This window comes from Streptomyces sp. LUP30 (assembly GCF_001746365.1).
Taxonomy (GTDB): domain Bacteria; phylum Actinomycetota; class Actinomycetes; order Streptomycetales; family Streptomycetaceae; genus Streptomyces.
The window spans coordinates 102,659-118,560 of the sequence record NZ_MJAJ01000018.1 but is presented as its reverse complement, the minus strand read 5'-3'; the positions used below and the strand labels follow the sequence as shown (position 1 = coordinate 118,560).

Below are 15,902 nucleotides of genomic sequence, written 5' to 3'. Positions count from 1 at the left end.
TGCGATGCGTAGATGAGGACCCGGGACCGCGACGGCGACGGCGACGCGTCACTGCGGCAGATGCGGTGGGCGGGTTGGGTACAGCCTATCGAAGGAAGGTTCTGCCGCGACATAGGGCGCACAGGAGGCGCACGATGCGTGTCGTAAGCCCCCCGTGCACCCCTGGTGGGGAACTCCCCGGTGGGTCGCTCACAGGTCGCGCACGCCGCGCGGACCGGGCGGACCGGAAGGACCGCGCGGACCGGAAGGACCGCGCGGATCGCGCGAGGACCCGGGGTCGTCCGGGGCGCCGGGGCAGGGGGCCGGAGATGCCCAGGGCCACCTGGCGGTCGGCCGGCAGGCGACCGGAGAGGCCTTGAGCCACCTGCGTCGGCATCTGCTTCGACGTCGACCTCGACGTCGACATCTGCGCCGGCGTCGGCGTCACCGGGCGGCATTCGGCATCGCCCGATGCCGCCCACCGTCCGTCCGCCCGACGCCCGTTCCCCGTCCGACCCTCGTCCGTCCGGCGCGCGTCCGTCCGACCCTCGTCCGTCCGGTCTCGCTTACGCGAGTCCGAGGCGCTCGGCGGCCGTCGCCGCGTCGACCGGGACGGTGACCGGCTGCGGCGCACCCGCGACGGCCCAGTCGGGGTCCTTCAGGCCGTTGCCGGTGACGGTGCAGACGATCCGCTGCCCCGGGTCGACCTTGCCCTGCTCGGCCGCCTTCAGCAGACCAGCCACCGACGCGGCCGACGCGGGCTCCACGAAGACGCCCTCCTTCGCGGCCAACAGCCGGTAGGCGCGCAGGATCTCACGGTCCGTCACCTCGTCGATGAAGCCGCCGGACTCCTCCTGCGCGGCCAGCGCGAACTTCCAGGAGGCCGGGTTGCCGATGCGGATCGCGGTGGCGATCGTCGACGGGTCCTTCACCACCTCGCCGCGCACGATCGGGGCGCTGCCGGACGCCTGGAAGCCCCACATCCGGGGCGTGCGCGCGGCGACCTTGTCGGCGGCGTACTCCTGGTACCCCTTCCAGTACGCGGTGATGTTGCCCGCGTTGCCGACCGGCAGGACGTGGATGTCGGGGGCGTCGCCCAGCATGTCCACGATCTCGAAGGCAGCCGTCTTCTGGCCCTCGATGCGCACCGGGTTCACCGAATTGACCAGCGCCACCGGGTAGTTGTCGCTCAGCGAACGCGCCAGTGTGAGGCAGTCGTCGAAGTTGCCCTCGACCTGGAGGATCTTCGCGCCGTGGATGAGCGCCTGCCCCATCTTGCCGAGCGCGATCTTGCCCTGCGGGACGAGGACGGCCGAGACCATGCCCGCACGCACGGCGTACGCGGCGGCGGAGGCGGAGGTGTTGCCGGTGGAGGCGCAGATGACGGCCTGCGCGCCTTCCTCCTTGGCCCGTGTGATGGCCATGGTCATGCCCCGGTCCTTGAAGGAGCCGGTGGGGTTCGCGCCCTCCACCTTGAGGTGGACCTCGCAGCCCGTGCGCTCGGAGAGCACCTGCGCGGGCACGAGAGGCGTGCCGCCCTCACGGAGCGTCACTACGGGCGTGCTGTCGGAAACCGGCAGCCGGTCCCGGTACTCCTCGATGATTCCGCGCCACTGGTGGGTCATTGCTGGTTACTCTCCTTCAACCCGCATGATGCTGGCGACACCCCGCACGGTGTCGAGCTTGCGCAGCGCCTCGACGGTCCCGGTGAGGGAGGCGTCGGACGCGCGATGGGTGACGACGACGAGGGAGGCCTCGCCGCTTCCGTCCAGTCGGCCCTGCTGCCGCACGGTGTCGATGGAGACTCCGTGCTCGGCGAAGACGGTGGCGACCTGGGCGAGAACGCCAGGCTTGTCCGCGACGTCGAGACTGATGTGGTACCGGGTGACGACATCGCCCATGGGCGACACCGGCAGCGCGGCGTAGGCCGACTCGCCGGGCCCCGTCGCCCCGCTGAGCCGGTTGCGGCAGACGGCGACCAGGTCGCCGAGCACGGCGGAGGCGGTGGGAGCACCGCCGGCGCCGGGACCGTAGAACATGAGCTGCCCGGCCGCGTCCGACTCGACGAACACGGCGTTGTAGGCGCCGCGCACGGAGGCGAGCGGGTGACTCAGCGGAATCATGGCGGGGTGCACCCGCGCGGTGACCGACGCCCCGTCGGCGGCACGCTCGCAGATGGCGAGCAGCTTGATGGTGCAGCCCATCTCCCGGGCGGAGGCGAAGTCGGCCGACGTCACCTCGGTCATGCCCTCGCGGTAGACGTCGTCGAGGCGCACGCGCGTGTGGAAGGCGATCCCGGCGAGGATGGCGGCCTTGGCGGCGGCGTCGAACGCCTCGACGTCGGCCGTCGGGTCGGCCTCCGCGTAGCCCAGGGCGGTGGCCTCGTCGAGAGCCTCCTGGTATCCGGCGCCCGTGGAGTCCATCTTGTCGAGGATGAAGTTGGTGGTGCCGTTGACGATGCCCAGCACCCGGTTCACCTTGTCCCCGGCGAGGGACTCACGCAGCGGTCGGATGAGCGGAATGGCGCCGGCGACGGCGGCCTCGTAGTAGAGGTCCTCGCCGTGCTCCTCGGCGGCGGCGTGCAGCGCGGCGCCGTCCTGCGCGAGGAGCGCCTTGTTCGCCGAGACGACGGACGCGCCGTACTCGAAGGCGGTGGTGATGAGCGTGCGAGCGGGCTCGATGCCGCCGATGACCTCGACGACGACGTCGATGTCCCCGCGTTTGACCAGGGCGGTGGCGTCGGTGGTGACGAGGGCGGGGTCGATGCCCTCCCGGACCCTGGACGGCCGCCGCACCGCCACTCCGGCGAGCTCCACGGGGGCCCCGATCCTGGCGGCGAGGTCGTCGGCGTGCGTCGTCATGATGCGCGCCACCTCTGAGCCGACCACTCCACAGCCCAGCAGCGCCACCTTCAGCGGACGCGTACGCATCATCCGACCTCGTTTCCTCATACCGTCTACGGACGTTTCCGGTTGCCCCAGTCTCACTCACCGGACCGGACTTTCTGCCCCTGGTCCGGATCGTGAGACATCTATTTCATTTCCGGGGGACGGCAGACAGGAGATCTTCCACCCGTCCCCCCACGGCCCTCCCCCACCCCTCCGAGCGACCTTGTCAGCGAGCGCGTCAGCGACCGTTCCGGGGATTGCTCCGAGGTTGTCCTGAGCATTGTTCCGGGGATTCGTTCCGGCGGCGGTCCCACCGGCCTTTCCGCCACCCTCCCACCGGCCGCTGCCGACGTCGCGCTCAGCCGACGTCGCGCTCAGCCGACGTCGCGCTCAGCCGACGTCGAGCCGCAGCAGATCCTCCTCCGTCTCGCGCCGCACGACGACCCGCGACTCACCCTCGTGCACGACGACGACCGGCGGCCGCAGCACGTGGTTGTAGTTGCTGGCCATGGACCGGCAGTACGCGCCGGTGGCGGGGACGGCGACGAGGTCGCCCGGCGCCAGGTCGGCGGGCAGGAAAGCGTCCTTGACCACGATGTCCCCGCTCTCGCAGTGCTTGCCCACGACACGCGCCGGCATCGGCGCGGCGTCGGAGACGCGGGAGACGAGCGCGACGCTGTACTCGGCGTCGTACAGCGCGGTACGGATGTTGTCCGACATGCCGCCGTCGACGGAGACGTACGTCCGCAGCCCGTCGAGCGGCTTGACGGTGCCCACCTCGTAGAGGGTGAAGGCGGTCGGCCCCACGATGGCGCGCCCCGGCTCCACCGAGATACGCGGCGTGCGCAACCGGGCCGCCTCGCACTCCCGGGTGACGATCTCCGTCAGCGCCTTGGCGATCTCGTGCGGCTCGCGCGGATCGTCGTCGCTGGTGTAGGCGATCCCCAGCCCGCCGCCGAGGTCGATCTCCGGCAGCTCGACCCCGTGCTCGTCGCGGATGTCCTTGAGCAGCCCGACGACCCGGTGGGCGGCGACCTCGAAGCCGGACATGTCGAAGATCTGCGACCCGATGTGCGAGTGGATCCCGATCAGCTCCAGCCCGTCGAGCTGGAGCGCCCGCCGCACGGCCTCGGCGGCCTGTCCGCCGGCGAGCGGAATCCCGAACTTCTGGTCCTCGTGGGCGGTGGCGATGAACTCGTGCGTGTGCGCCTCGACGCCGACGGTGACCCGGATCTGCACCCGCTGTCGCTTGCCCCGCGACTGCGCGATGTGCGCGACCCGCACGATCTCCTGGAACGAGTCGAGCACGATCCGCCCGACACCGGCGTCGACGGCCCGCTCGATCTCGTCCGTCGACTTGTTGTTGCCGTGGAAGGCGATCCGGTCGGCGGGCATTCCGGCGGACAGAGCGGTGGCGAGCTCGCCGCCGGAGCAGACGTCGAGGTTCAGCCCTTCTTCGTGCAGCCACCGGACGACGGCCCGGGACAGGAAGGCCTTGCCCGCGTAGAAGACGTCGGCGTCGGCCCCGAACGCGGTGCGCCAGGCCCGGGCCCGGTCGCGGAAGTCGGCCTCGTCGAGGATGTAGGCGGGCGTGCCGTGCTGTTCGGCGAGGGTGACGACGTCGACGCCGCCGACGGTCACGACACCGTCGTCGTCACGGACGACGGTCCGCGCCCACACCTTGGGATCGAGGGCGTTGAGGTCGGCGGGCGGAGCGGAGTAGTGGCCCTCGGGAAGGACGTCGGCGTGACGGGGCCCGGCGGGGTGGGCGGAACGGCTCATCTGGGCGTGCTCTTTCAGAGGTGGTCGGGTGCGTCGATGCCGAGCAGGGACAGGCCGCCGGCCAGCACCGCCCCGGCCGCTTCGGCGAGCGCGAGCCGGGCACGATGGGCGGCCGAGGGTTTCTCCTCACCCCGCGGGAGAACGACGGGAAGCAGGACGAACGTGGCGTCGGCCACCCCGACCAGATGCCTGGCCAGCCGGGACGGCGCGGAGGAATCGGGAACCACCAGCGGGGCCGACGACGGCTTGGACGGCCGACTCGCCGGGGCGACGGCCGTGGCGAGTACGCGGGGATAGTCCGCGAGAAGGCCGACGAGGTCGGCGGCGTCCATCGGGCCGGGCTCGGCGGTGAAGCCCAGGTCGGCGGCGTTCCGGCTCACGGCCCGGGTGCGGGCGTGGGCATAGCGGACGCGGAAGAGGGGATTGCCCTCGCGCTGGACGAGATGATCTGCGGTGATGCGGGGCCGGTCGTGCGGGGCGGGATGCAGCAGCGCCCAGCGAGCGGCGTCGAGCCCGAGCGGAGCGGGATCCTCCGGAGCGGGAACGGGCCGCAGGACCACACCGCCGCGGCCGAGGTCATGACTGACGTCATGGCTGCCGTCATGGCTGACGTCGACACGGCCGCCCTGCGACCCGATGATCCGCGCGAGCACGTCGGCGAGCACCTCGGCCCGCACCTCGTACGGCACCCGGACCTCGAAGACCTCTCCGGCGAGGTCGTCGGCATGCCCGTACCGCGGGCCGTCGAGCCTGATCCGCCGGACGAGATCGGAGACGGCCGAACCGTCGAGACTGATGTTGAGGAACCCGGGCCCGGTGATCTCGACCCCACAGACGCCCTCGGCGCCCATCAGATACGGCCGGAGAACCTCGGCCACCCGAAGCGGCGCCTGCCCGGCCGGCCGCGCGAGCTGCAGGGCGATGTTGGTGGCGTAGTCCCCACGCCCCCCGGGCCCCGGCGGCGTGACCACGGCCCGAGCCGGAACGGCCACGCTGAGCTCCCCCTCGTCGACAGCACGACGCACCGCGCGCAGCACGGTGCGGGAGAGCTCGACGGGAGTCACGGGCCAAGCGTATGGGAGGAGGGGGGTGGCTGGGCGAGCCGATTCGGCAGGGTCCCGAGATGTGGACGCCGAGAAGGCCGGGAAACGGGACGCCGGAAAGGGGACGCCGGGACAGGGCACACGGACCAGGGCTACGGCGACGGAGAAGGCGGCGCGATCGTGACGCCTGGACCGTGCACGGTGGACGGTGGATGGCGAACGGAAGGGCCGGCGAGGGGGACCGAAAGCGGCCGGTTCGAGAGGGGACACGGACTCGAAGACAGTGCCTTACTCCCCGCCCGCGACTCCCGCACTCGGCCCGCTGCCTTTGCCGGCCCCGATCGCGGCCCCCGTGCCGAGCCCCACCCCCAGCCCCGACCGCACCCCGCCCCCGTCCTCCTCACCGTCCCCGACGCCCTCGTCTCCACCCCGCTCCCGCTCCCGCTCCCGCTCCACCAACGTCCGTACGACGGAGACGAGTTCGGCGGGATCGAAGGGCTTGGCGAGAAACGCGTCGACGCCGACCTCGAGGCCGGACTCGACCTCGTACTGCGTACAGGCGCTGATGATGACGAGGGGGAGGTCACGCGTCCGCGGATCGGCACGCAACCGAGCGGCGGCGCCCAACCCGTCCAAGCGGGGCATGACGACATCGAGGGTCACAAGATCGGGCCGCACCTGATGAACGACATCCAGACACTCGGCACCGTCGGACGCGGTCACGACCTCGAGGCCCTCCAGCTCGAGATTGACCCTGATCAGCTGCCGGATGACCTTGTTGTCGTCCACCACAAGCACCCGGCCCGACGCGCCTGACACAACTCGAGAGTAGGTCGGGACCGGCCACCGCGTCCGGGTTTTCCCCACTTCCACCCCGTGCGAGCGACCCGGCCCCCCGCAACCCCCGGAAACCCGTTCCTGATCACCCCGAGCGAGCTGGTAGTGTTCTACCCGTCGCCGCGAGCAACACCTCACGACCGACACGCCCCCGTAGCTCAGGGGATAGAGCAACGGCCTCCGGAGCCGTGTGCGCAGGTTCGAATCCTGCCGGGGGCACCTTGCAGAAGGTGCCCAAAGACCCCGTCACCAGCGGAAACGCTGAGGCCGGGGTCTTCGCGTATGTGCAGCCGGATGCAGCCCGAAGCGGTCGTATGTCGAGGTCTGTGGACGAGGCGTGGACGGGATCTTGGAGCATCGCCGCAGGTCGCCGACTGCTTCCGACGACAGGGCGACTGGCACGCCCCCAGCCGTGAAGTCTGCGGCGCCCGACTGCTTAGATCGCTGGCATGACGGACTGGTCGCAGCTCCACCACGCCTACGGCACGGCAGAAGACATTCCCGGTCTGCTCGACGCGGTGAGCCAAGCCCCGAACGATTCAGGCTGGACCGAGCTCTGGTCCCGACTGTGCCATCAGGGCACCGTCTACTCGGCAAGCCACGCGGCCTTGCCGACCCTACGAGACCTGGCGCGCCAGTGGTCGCCCGCGGACAGGCAGCAACCGCTCTTGCTGGCCGGCACCATCGCGGCCAGTACTGACCAGCCATACGGCGAGCAAGATCCCCACGTGGCCTATGCCTCGGAGATGTCCGACCTGCTGCAACTGACTGAGGAAGCTCTTCGGGATCCGAGCCTCAGCGATGACCCCGTAACTTACGTCTACTTGCTCGCCGCACTCCTCGGCTTCGAAGATGTCGAGGTTTGGGGCGAACAACTCGACGGCCTGAACGATGACGAGTACGAAGTGCCCTGCCCCGCGTGCAGCGCCGAGAACTTCATAGCCTTCGGTGAGTACGGCTTCTTCTCGACCACACACAGCATGTACATGAACGAGACCGCGGCAAAGAAGATCCCTCTTCAGCCTGCAGACTCCTCAGCGCTGGAGGGGCTTGCCCAAAGACTGCACAGTCGCGCGCTCGCCGACAACCAGGCCGATGTCGCGGGCAAGTTGACTTATCTTTTCGGTAAGGCGCAATGCGCCGAGTGCGACGCTGTCTTCAGCGTCGCGGATGCCGTTGCAACCCGCTGGGACGGGTGAACCGCTTCCGGCAGGGACGACTGACCCCTCGCTGAGATGGGCTGCCTCAGGCCTGGCTCCAAGCCTGTCGATGGCGAGCGACGCCGTACACCTGCTCGACCTGTTCAGCTGTCAGCACCCCCGAGAGCGGCGCCAGTGCCGCCACCTGACGCTCCTGGTATACGCGCACGCTGAGCTGTGTGGCGACCACCTTCAGATCGGTCACACCGACGAAGACGAGCACGGGCTCCACCGGTACGGGAAAGCCGCAATAGTGCTCAAGCACTCGAGCTACCCGCTTGGCTTCCGCCCGGCTCTTGCGTGCGTACGGGGCCGGCTTTCCGTGATTGACCTTCACGGAATCGTCGCCGACCCACACAGCCTTTTTGTGGTGGTGCTTGGTGTTGATGCTGAACACGCCGCCGGGCCCGACCAGCAAGTGATCGACGTCCACCTTGTCGGCCAGGGGGATGGAATGCAGGACCCGCCAGCCGTAACGTGCCAAGCGGTTCAGCTCGGCTCCCACTCTCCTCTCTCCCGCCAGCCCCTTGCGCCAGGAATCCCACTCTGTGCGGCGACGCAAGAGCTGTGAGACGAGCTGCTCAATCAGACCCACGCCGGATTTGTCGAGCAGGTCCCGGAGGGACTCCCCTGGACGGTTGGTGGACAGGTCGTCGGCCGACGTCAAAGGCGGCAGCATGGGCCGCGCTTGAGCCTCAGGTGCTCTCTGTTGCATGACCGACTCGGAGTTACTCCGTAAGTGATGTGTCAGCACGGCGATCACGTTGTCGCCATGCTCGGCGACCAGGACCGTGATGTCCCCCGTCCTGAGGTCCGCCCAGCCGACCGCGGTGCCATCTGGCAGGTTCGCGTACAGGCGATCCTGTCCGTACCGCTTCCAGCGCGTCACCCTCAGCTCCACGAGCCCCCCTCGTCCGCTCTCGGCTCGAAGCATCGCAGGAGGGCGCTCAAAACGAGAGAGGCCCCGGACAAGGTGCCCGGGGGCCTCGGTGGGGTGCAGGGTGTCTTACTCGTACTCGCGCAGAAGGTCCTCGATACGCCGGTTGGCGACGTCCTGCCGTCCGTCGAGGCACTTCGCGTAGCGGGTCAGCAACACCTCGACGCTGTTGCCGGCGCGCTCGGCGACCTCGGTCGGGTCGACACCGGCATTGAGCCAGGTCGACAGCGCCGAGTGTCGAAGGTCGTATGGCCGACTCGCGAGCGGCGAGGAGGCGGCGGCCGGCGGGAGCGCGAGGAGCCGGGCCTCCTGCCACACGCGGTAGTAGGTCGAGGATGGGACGACCGAACCTTTCTCGCTGAAGAACAGGCGCCCGTCGTCCGCTGTGCCAAAGGTGGCCAGGTGCTCACGGAACACAGCGACGAGGTGAGGCGGAATGGGTACCCGGCGGACGTCCTCGGTCGGCCGGTTCTTCAGCCCGCGGTCGTCGTGGGTCTCCCCAGAGTCGGTCCACTGCTTGCCGACCGACGGGCGGGTTCGGTGGAGCAGCGCCGAGCCCCAGCCCTGTTCCGGGAGGATCAGATCCGTCTCGGCGAGGCCGACCGCTTCAGCCGGCCGGAGACCACCGAAGTACATCGCGGCGAACAGACCCACGAGACGACGGCCGCGGGCACGCCGGTATCCGCCCACATAGGAGACGGCCGCCAGGAGGTTGCGAGCCTGCTCCGGGTTGGCGACGACGCGCGGGTCAACCTGGTTGGACACTTTCGGTTTCTGCCAGCGAACCGCCGTGATGGGGTTCTCGCGCAGCTCCCCCAGGTCGACCGCGTAGTTCGCGGCATTGACGAGCGTCCGACGCTTGCGCCGCACGGTTTCTGCCGCTGCCGCCGTGCCGTCGAGCTTGAGCTTCAGCGAGTCGAGGACCGCGCGGGCCGTGGCGGGTTCAGCAAGATCGGCGAGCGGCCGAGAGGCCTTGGACACCCAGTGGAGAACGTTGCGTACGTCGTCCGGGACTTCCCGATCGTCGGGCCCCGGCAAGACGAAGGCCCAGTTGCGCAGCGCTTTGCGGATCACCTCATCGGACGGCCGTCCGGCACGCTCGTCGAGGAGCTCCAGCGTCACGCTGGTGAGGGATTCATTGATGCCGTCCCTCGTATTGGGGGCGGCATGGGGCCATTTCATGGCGAGGTATCTGAGGGCGAAGGCGTACCAGGACACGGCCGACTTCTTCTCTTCCATCGAGGCCGGGAGCCCCGACTCGGTGTCGAACTCTTCACCGTCGCGCATCGCTCGCATGAGCTTCGTGCGGAAGTGGTCGGCGAGCGCCTTTGTGCGAAATGACTCCGAGAGCACGTTGCCGGCAACGGACCAGCGGACACCGTACGAGGGCGTCTTCGTGTCCCGCTTGCGAACCGCCCAGACCTTCACATCAAGGGACTTCACGCCGCCGCCTCCAGCTGTCGCAGCCACGTGGTGAAGTCGCTCCGCCATACCCGGAGCTCTCCGTTGGGCAGCTTGAACGCGGCCGGCCCGTATCCCAGCTCCCGCCAGCGGTAGAAGGTTCGGCGAGAGACACCGCCCAGCTCATCCAGGACTTGGCGAACAGTCATCAGCTCGTCGTGACGGGAGTCCACGTCGGTTCTCCTTCCGTTCCGAGTGCGGGTTCGAGGGACGAAGCGAGCCAGGCTTCGGCACGGCTCAGGCCAGTACCGGCGAAGCCCCAGTGCGAGAGGACGAGAGTCGTTTCCGCCGGCTCTGTCTCGACCACCGCGGTGACCTGTGCGCGTCGCCAGTCGGCGCGGGCGGCGCGGAGTGCGCCGAGGGTGGTGGAGTAGCGGCGGGATTTGGTGGAGAAGTGGCCGCGGAAGCCGAGCATGTGCGCCCAGGCGCGTAAGCGGAGCTCGGCGAGCTCAGGGCGTGCGCCGAGGGTCCAGGCGACGCGGATCATGCGTCGGGCGTGTTCGGTTATGCGTGCCTGGGCGAGCTCGGCGAGGAACTTCAGCGGGCGGTCGAGGGTGCCGGTCGCCGTCTCGGCGCCCTTGGTCGCGTACTTCGCGATGTACGAGGCGACAGCGCGTTCGGTGAGGTCCTGGCCGTCGTCGAAGTCGGCGGATCGGATCGTGCGGACGTCGAGTTGGCGGCCGAAAGCGAAGGTGTGCGCGCGTCCGTCGACGGTCGGGCCGTCCACGCGGGCGGCGGTGGCCGCGGCCTGGATGGCGTCCGTCAGGAGCTCCGCCGTCGCCCAAGCGGGCGGTGCCGTGTCGCCGCCTTCCGGGCCGTCGATGCGGATGACCGCGTGGAAGTGCACGGCACCGCGCTTCTGATACTCGGCGACCTTGGCGAAGGAGACGCGGGCATGGTCGCGGAAGGTGCGTTGGGTGAGACCGGCGCGCTTGGCGATCTCCCGGCGGAGGTAGATCGAGAAGCGCCGCCACAGGTGCCCGGCATGGGCGTTCCAGAGCACGGCCGCTTCATAGTCGTAGCGGTCCGGGTCGAGGGGCGTACCCAACGTGCTGTCGTTCTCGTCGTGGTGGGCGCCGCAGCGGCAGGGGCGTCCGTCGGTGCGGCGGTTGTGGACCGGGCCGAAGCCGGGGGCGGTGAAGGTGGCGAAGACGCGCGGATGGGTGGCGACCTGGTCCGAGGTGCCTTTGCCGCCGCGTAGTCCGGCGGTGATCAGGTGGTAGGTGTCTCGGCGGTATGTCTCGGCGCAGGCCGGGCAGCGGGTCGCGCGGCGGTTGTTGCAGCGGACGAGGAGTTGGCCGGCGGGGAGGGCGGTCGAGTCGAGGTGGTGCAGGGGGCGGCCGATCTCGCCGGTTGCGGTGTCGACGGCGTATTCGGTGCGGTGGCCGTCGAGGCGGACGGGATGCGTGCAGCCGCCCAGACCGGAGAGTTGGCGGGCCAGCTCGGGCATGGTCCCGAGCGAGGCCAGCACGGAGAGTTCCGCCAGCGGGGGCGGAGTCTGCCGGATGATGATGGGACTTCCTTTCGGCTGTTTCGGCGGTGGGAAGGGACGGCCCCGGGGCGGCGGGATGCTTGGCGGCTTGTTGCCGCCCCGGCGGCCGGTCAGCGCCTGTTGGCGTTGTTCAGCAGGGAGCGCAGGACCACGGCGGCGATGGCCACGGAGATGGCCGTGATGGCGACGGCGGCCAGGAGCGCGGTGAGGACGACTCCGCCGACCAGGACTGCGGCGATCGGGACCGCGTAGGGGCTGAGCGAGCGGCCGGCGGCGGTCGGAGCGGGGTTGTGCTGGTGGTGCTGCTGCGGGATGAGGGTCGACGGCGGAGTGGGGACGTCGGGCAGCTTGGGGCGGAACATGGCGGAGCTCCTTTCAGCGGTTGTCGCCGTTGACGACGCCGACCCCGGAGCGGGTGCCGGACTCGATGGCGGGGGCGAGGAAGGTGTGCGAGAGCCAGAAGCCGAAGAGCGCGATCACGACGGCGACCCACATGCGCACGCCGAGGAACTTGATCGCGGCCCAGGCGATGACGCCCAGGACGAAGACGAGCGGGAGCGAGACGGTCACGGGGTCTCCTCAGCGGACGCGGCAGCGATGGGTGCGGGCGGCGAGCTCGGCGGCTGCACGGGTGTCGAAGTCGTTGGAGAAGCCGCAGCGGGGAGCAGTGCAGACGGCGGTGTGCTTCTCACGACCGCGGCCGTCGTAGGCGGTGCCGACCTGGACGGGTCCGATGCGGACGACTCGGCGGAAACGGCGGTTGGCGGGCATCAGGGCAGCTCCTTCGGTTCGTCGTGGTTCTGGTTTTCGTCGGTGAAGTCGGCGACGTGGTCGAGCAGCCACTGCCGGATCTCCGCGCCCTCGTACTCGTCGGCGGTGAGGATCACGGGTTCGGCGATGAGCATTGCTTCGGTGAGGCGGTTCTGACGGGTCAGCTCGGCGGCGCGGTTGAGCGCGCGGAGCGTGGACGGGCGCAAGGTGGAAGGTCCTCCGAGGTCAGGTGAGTTGTGCGGCGATGGCTTCGGCGAGAGGGAGCGGGACGCCCAAGCGGGTACGAAGGGTTGGGGTGTCGATGTCCGTTCCGGTCCGGGCGCGGTGGTCGTCGGCGACCTTGCGAGCCAGGGCGACGAGGGCGGGCGGGACAGGGGCGGCGGTGGGCTGCGCGGCCGGCCGTGGAGCGGCGGCGGGCAGCTCAGGGGCGGTCGTCGTGACGGGCGTGGCGGGTGTCTCGTCCTGGTCCGATACCGGCGCCTCGTCGAGATCCGGGGTGCCGTGCGCGAGGAGTGTTCCGCCGAGGAAGGCGACCGCGGGCCAGCCAGCGACGAGGATGCGCAGCCAGGCCGGGACGTTGCCGAGGTCGAGCAGGCCAGCCGTGGCGACGTTCGCGCCCAGCGACGCCACCAGGGCGACGACGAACCAGCACCAGCCGGCGGCCTTCGCCGTACCGGAGCGCAGCCGCCGCCAGGCCGCGACAAGGAGCAGGTCAACGCTGATCGGATAGGCCCACGCCTTCCAACCGTCCTGTCCGGCCGCCGCAGCAAGGTCGTGCAGGTGGGCGAAGGAGAGCGCGGCGGCGATGGCCGCTTGGATCAGGATGGGGTCGATGCGGATGCCAGGGGCGCGCATCGATCAGTCCCCTGGTGTCTCAGAGACGAGGCGCGCCGTGGGAACCGGTTCAGGGCGGTCGAGGGCGACAGGCGGGGCGTACGGCCGGAAGGGCGTGAGCGCCGGAATGTCCGGGGAGAGGTGGGCCGTCTCGCGGCAGGTGGCCGCAGCAGCAGCGAGGGACAGGTATGGGGTGCGGATGCGGGACCAGCCGCCGGAGGTGTCACCGGCCACGGCCAAGCCGGGCAGCTCGGCGGCGATGGCGCAGGAGGCGTCGACCGCTTCAGGGGCGATGTCCCCCAGAGCCATCTTGGCCGACGCTTCGTCGTTGACGCGGTGACAGACGCGGCCGGTGAGCTGGGCCCGGAGCATGGTCGCGCCCTTGCCCAGCTCGGCGCCGAAGCGCTGCCCGCAGACCTCCAGGTAGATGCCGGCGGCCCGACCCAGCTGGGCGAGCCGGATGAGGTGGGTGACCATCTCGTCCCGGCGTTCCTCGTCCTTGCGGGACGCGACGAGGAAGAGTTCGGCCACCTCGTCGACGAACAGCACGATGGGGGTGGGCCGTTCGCTCTCGGGCAGGCCCCAGATGTCAGAGGTGATCTCCTCGTCCCGGGTACCGGGAGCGATGCCCTGCCGGGCCTTGATGAGGTCGTATCGGTCCTCCATTTCCCTGACCAGGACGGGCAGTAGCTCGGCCGCCTCGTCCGGGTCGGTGGCCAGCGCGGCGAAGCGGGAAGCGAACGGGGCAAGCTCGACGCCCCGCTTGCAGTCGATGCCGACCAGGGCGACAGGCTGCCGGGCGAGCCCGGCAATGAGATTCCGCAGGTACATGGACTTGCCCGACAACGTCGCGCCGAGGACGAGTCCATGCGGTACGGCCCGGTAGTCCCGTAAGAACGCGGTTGCGTCCTCCCGAAGCGCCACCGGCACCCTGAGGAACCCACCCTCAGTCCGCCGGGGCATCCGCACCTTGCGCAGGACGTCAAAGCCGATGAGCCGCAGTTCGACGACACCAGGCTTGACGTCCTTCACGTACACGCCGTGCACGCCCCAGGCATGGCGGAGCCGTTCCGCCGAGGCGGCGACGTCGGCAGGTTCCTGGCCAGGAGCGAGGCGGAGCCGGACGCGCAGGCCGGTCGTAGTGGGCCGGATGATGCCCCGCCGCGGCGGGACCGGCCGGATCTCCCGTCGGCTGGTCGCTTTGATGGCCAACACCCGCAACCGGGACGGCTCGACGGTCAGGCCGCAGCGTCCATGGTCGAGGAGTACGAGGCCAGCAGCCGGGCCACCGAGACCGGCAGCCCGACCGTGGACCAGTACGCGGCCGGGTTGGCGTGCCGGACGTAGGCCGCCCCGCCTATCGCAGCGAGGGGTGCGCCCAGCTCGGCCAACGTGATCAGGTCCATCACGACGATTAGCCCGCCTGAGCGACCGGGACCGGGAAGGCGCCGGGCGCGATCGCGGTGGCCCGGTAGGCGATGCCGTGCCGCTGCTGGCCGTTGAACACGCTCTCCCACGGCCGGGCGACGAGCCCCGGCAGGGACACGGGGGCGCCGACGGTCAGCCCCTCCGTCACACCGCTCTCGGGAACGGTGACCTGGATAAGCGACGAGTCCCCCTCGTCGATGAAGACGACGCCGACGGTCATCAGCGCCTCACCGCTCACGGCGTCCTTGGCGATCTCACCGGTCTGCCGGTCACGCACCTTCGGGGCCGGCGCTTCGGTGAGCAGGATCGTGGCGGTCGAGGCGTCAACGCGGATCACACGCACAGAGGTTTCTCCTTCTGAGTCGATCAACTCGCTACATGACAAGTTGACTTAGCAAGCTCGACGTTATGGATGCCAAGTTGACTTGTCAAGTGAGATCGGTGGGTAACTAGCCCCGTCTCGGGCTCAGTTCAGGCGGTAGGTTTCTTCCAGCTCCTGCCTATCGGCAGGAAGCAGCACGTCCGACACTTGCAGAGCCTGGCCAGAGGCGTCACGCGCGACGACCAGGACGCCAAGGACGGGCACGCCGTCCGGAAGGTCGAGCAGCTCAGCCTCACCGCGCTCGGGCAGCCGAGCCGAGAGGCGTTCAGTCACATGGTCGAAGCGAACCTTCTTCCGCGCCTCAAGATGGGCCCGGGCGCCAACGCCCAACGGGTGGGCACTCTCCAGCTCGGTGCCCTCGACGAGGCCGGCGGGGAAGTACGACGAGACCAGTTCGACGGGTTCGCCGTCCTCATCCACGACGAGGAACCGGCGCACGAGAACCTTGGCGCGTTTCGGCAGGCCCAACACAGAGGCGACGCGAGCCGGAACAGGAACCTGACCGACCTCGACCAGCCGCCCCGGTGTCTGCACCTCGTCACGGGTGAGCGCTTGACTCCCCCGGCGGTCCTTGTGCTCGACGGCCGCCGGACGCCCCCGCACGATCGTGCCGTACCCCTGCCGGGACTCCAGCCAGCCGTCACGCTTCAGCAGCTCCAGCGCCCGGACGACGGTCGGACGGGACATCCCGAAGGCCTGCACCAGCTGATTCTCACTGGGCACACGAGTACCAGGCGGGTACGTGCCGTCCTCGATGCGCTGCTGAATGGTCTGTGCGAGGCGTACGTACTTCGGCGCCTCCACCTCATACGCCATGAACGCCGCCGCCCGTCGAGATTGGCCAAGTCAACCGGTCAACCAGACTAGCG

17 protein-coding genes, 1 tRNA gene and 1 pseudogene are annotated in these 15,902 nt (G+C 69.8%); 2 read left to right on the top strand and 17 right to left on the bottom strand.

Annotated elements, in window-relative coordinates:
- Window positions 1-545 precede the first annotated feature (545 nt).
- The 5 genes from thrC to BG482_RS17315 all read right to left on the bottom strand — a co-directional run bounded on the left by thrC (window position 546) and on the right by BG482_RS17315 (window position 6,511).
- Window positions 546-1,604 (bottom strand): threonine synthase, encoded by a 1,059-nt coding sequence (gene thrC, locus BG482_RS17335; protein ID WP_069769939.1) that lies wholly within the window; start codon window positions 1,602-1,604, stop codon window positions 546-548.
- Between the two features lie 6 nt (window positions 1,605-1,610).
- Complete coding sequence (locus tag BG482_RS17330) at window positions 1,611-2,909, bottom strand: homoserine dehydrogenase (protein ID WP_069770009.1); 1,299 nt, start codon at window positions 2,907-2,909, stop codon at window positions 1,611-1,613.
- A 348-nt stretch (window positions 2,910-3,257) separates the two neighbouring features.
- Entirely contained in the window at window positions 3,258-4,649 is a 1,392-nt protein-coding gene (gene lysA / locus BG482_RS17325) for a diaminopimelate decarboxylase (protein ID WP_069769938.1), read from the bottom strand.
- Window positions 4,650-4,663: 14 nt separating this feature from the next.
- Complete coding sequence (gene nrtL, locus BG482_RS17320) at window positions 4,664-5,713, bottom strand: ArgS-related anticodon-binding protein NrtL (protein WP_069769937.1); 1,050 nt, start codon at window positions 5,711-5,713, stop codon at window positions 4,664-4,666.
- Window positions 5,714-5,980: 267 nt separating this feature from the next.
- Complete coding sequence (locus tag BG482_RS17315; RefSeq protein WP_256096393.1) at window positions 5,981-6,511, bottom strand: response regulator; 531 nt, start codon at window positions 6,509-6,511, stop codon at window positions 5,981-5,983.
- 165 nt (window positions 6,512-6,676) lie between these two features.
- Here BG482_RS17315 and BG482_RS17310 point away from each other — a divergent pair.
- Window positions 6,677-6,748 (top strand) — tRNA-Arg (locus BG482_RS17310).
- 230 nt (window positions 6,749-6,978) lie between these two features.
- Window positions 6,979-7,728: a hypothetical protein gene (locus BG482_RS17305; protein WP_069769936.1), complete on the top strand. Its 750-nt coding sequence runs from the start codon at window positions 6,979-6,981 to the stop codon at window positions 7,726-7,728.
- Between the two features lie 46 nt (window positions 7,729-7,774).
- Here the strand turns inward: BG482_RS17305 and BG482_RS17300 are convergent, their stop codons facing one another.
- The 12 genes and pseudogenes from BG482_RS17300 to BG482_RS17245 all read right to left on the bottom strand — a co-directional run bounded on the left by BG482_RS17300 (window position 7,775) and on the right by BG482_RS17245 (window position 15,849).
- Window positions 7,775-8,662 carry a nuclease-related domain-containing protein gene (locus tag BG482_RS17300; RefSeq protein WP_069769935.1) on the bottom strand — a complete coding sequence of 296 codons (888 nt, stop codon included), beginning with the start codon at window positions 8,660-8,662 and terminating at the stop codon, window positions 7,775-7,777.
- Between the two features lie 72 nt (window positions 8,663-8,734).
- Complete coding sequence (locus BG482_RS17295) at window positions 8,735-10,108, bottom strand: tyrosine-type recombinase/integrase (RefSeq protein WP_069769934.1); 1,374 nt, start codon at window positions 10,106-10,108, stop codon at window positions 8,735-8,737.
- Window positions 10,105-10,275, bottom strand: coding sequence for an AlpA family transcriptional regulator (locus tag BG482_RS17290; protein WP_060900682.1), 171 nt, complete (start codon window positions 10,273-10,275; stop codon window positions 10,105-10,107). The genes BG482_RS17295 and BG482_RS17290 overlap by 4 nt, the downstream gene beginning before the upstream one ends.
- Window positions 10,275-11,597, bottom strand: a complete 1,323-nt coding sequence (locus BG482_RS17285; RefSeq protein ID WP_069769933.1) for a replication initiator — start codon at window positions 11,595-11,597, stop codon at window positions 10,275-10,277. The genes BG482_RS17290 and BG482_RS17285 overlap by 1 nt, the downstream gene beginning before the upstream one ends.
- A 131-nt stretch (window positions 11,598-11,728) precedes the next feature.
- A complete protein-coding gene (locus tag BG482_RS17280) occupies window positions 11,729-11,980 on the bottom strand; it encodes a SpdD protein (protein WP_069769932.1) in 252 nt (83 codons plus the stop codon).
- Window positions 11,981-11,993: 13 nt separating this feature from the next.
- Window positions 11,994-12,188, bottom strand: coding sequence for a hypothetical protein (locus BG482_RS17275; RefSeq protein ID WP_037680541.1), 195 nt, complete (start codon window positions 12,186-12,188; stop codon window positions 11,994-11,996).
- A 9-nt stretch (window positions 12,189-12,197) separates the two neighbouring features.
- Window positions 12,198-12,389: a mobile element transfer protein gene (locus BG482_RS17270; RefSeq protein ID WP_069769931.1), complete on the bottom strand. Its 192-nt coding sequence runs from the start codon at window positions 12,387-12,389 to the stop codon at window positions 12,198-12,200.
- Window positions 12,389-12,595 (bottom strand): hypothetical protein, encoded by a 207-nt coding sequence (locus tag BG482_RS17265; protein WP_069769930.1) that lies wholly within the window; start codon window positions 12,593-12,595, stop codon window positions 12,389-12,391. Before BG482_RS17265 ends, BG482_RS17270 begins: the two co-directional genes overlap by 1 nt.
- Before the next feature lie 19 nt (window positions 12,596-12,614).
- Window positions 12,615-13,244 carry a DUF2637 domain-containing protein gene (locus BG482_RS17260; RefSeq protein ID WP_069769929.1) on the bottom strand — a complete coding sequence of 210 codons (630 nt, stop codon included), beginning with the start codon at window positions 13,242-13,244 and terminating at the stop codon, window positions 12,615-12,617.
- A gap of 3 nt (window positions 13,245-13,247) precedes the next feature.
- Window positions 13,248-14,632, bottom strand: a pseudogene (locus tag BG482_RS17255) (FtsK/SpoIIIE domain-containing protein).
- A 5-nt stretch (window positions 14,633-14,637) separates the two neighbouring features.
- The gene (locus BG482_RS17250) at window positions 14,638-14,994 is read right to left on the bottom strand and encodes a hypothetical protein (RefSeq protein WP_069769928.1); all 357 of its coding nucleotides are present in this window, start codon (window positions 14,992-14,994) and stop codon (window positions 14,638-14,640) included.
- 123 nt (window positions 14,995-15,117) lie between these two features.
- Window positions 15,118-15,849, bottom strand: a complete 732-nt coding sequence (locus tag BG482_RS17245) for a GntR family transcriptional regulator (RefSeq protein WP_069769927.1) — start codon at window positions 15,847-15,849, stop codon at window positions 15,118-15,120.
- Window positions 15,850-15,902 lie beyond the last annotated feature (53 nt).

Excerpts from the sequence above, each read along its gene's own strand:
- thrC (WP_069769939.1), bottom strand. The coding sequence starts at position 1,604 with ATGACCCACCAGTGGCGCGGAATCATCGAGGAGTACCGGGACCGGCTG.
- BG482_RS17330 (WP_069770009.1), bottom strand. The coding sequence starts at position 2,909 with ATGCGTACGCGTCCGCTGAAGGTGGCGCTGCTGGGCTGTGGAGTGGTC.
- lysA (WP_069769938.1), bottom strand. The coding sequence starts at position 4,649 with ATGAGCCGTTCCGCCCACCCCGCCGGGCCCCGTCACGCCGACGTCCTT.
- BG482_RS17305 (WP_069769936.1), top strand. The coding sequence starts at position 6,979 with ATGACGGACTGGTCGCAGCTCCACCACGCCTACGGCACGGCAGAAGAC.
- BG482_RS17300 (WP_069769935.1), bottom strand. The coding sequence starts at position 8,662 with ATGCTTCGAGCCGAGAGCGGACGAGGGGGGCTCGTGGAGCTGAGGGTG.
- BG482_RS17290 (WP_060900682.1), bottom strand. The coding sequence starts at position 10,275 with ATGACTGTTCGCCAAGTCCTGGATGAGCTGGGCGGTGTCTCTCGCCGA.
- BG482_RS17280 (WP_069769932.1), bottom strand. The coding sequence starts at position 11,980 with ATGTTCCGCCCCAAGCTGCCCGACGTCCCCACTCCGCCGTCGACCCTC.
- BG482_RS17270 (WP_069769931.1), bottom strand. The coding sequence starts at position 12,389 with ATGCCCGCCAACCGCCGTTTCCGCCGAGTCGTCCGCATCGGACCCGTC.
- BG482_RS17260 (WP_069769929.1), bottom strand. The coding sequence starts at position 13,244 with ATGCGCGCCCCTGGCATCCGCATCGACCCCATCCTGATCCAAGCGGCC.
- BG482_RS17245 (WP_069769927.1), bottom strand. The coding sequence starts at position 15,849 with ATGGCGTATGAGGTGGAGGCGCCGAAGTACGTACGCCTCGCACAGACC.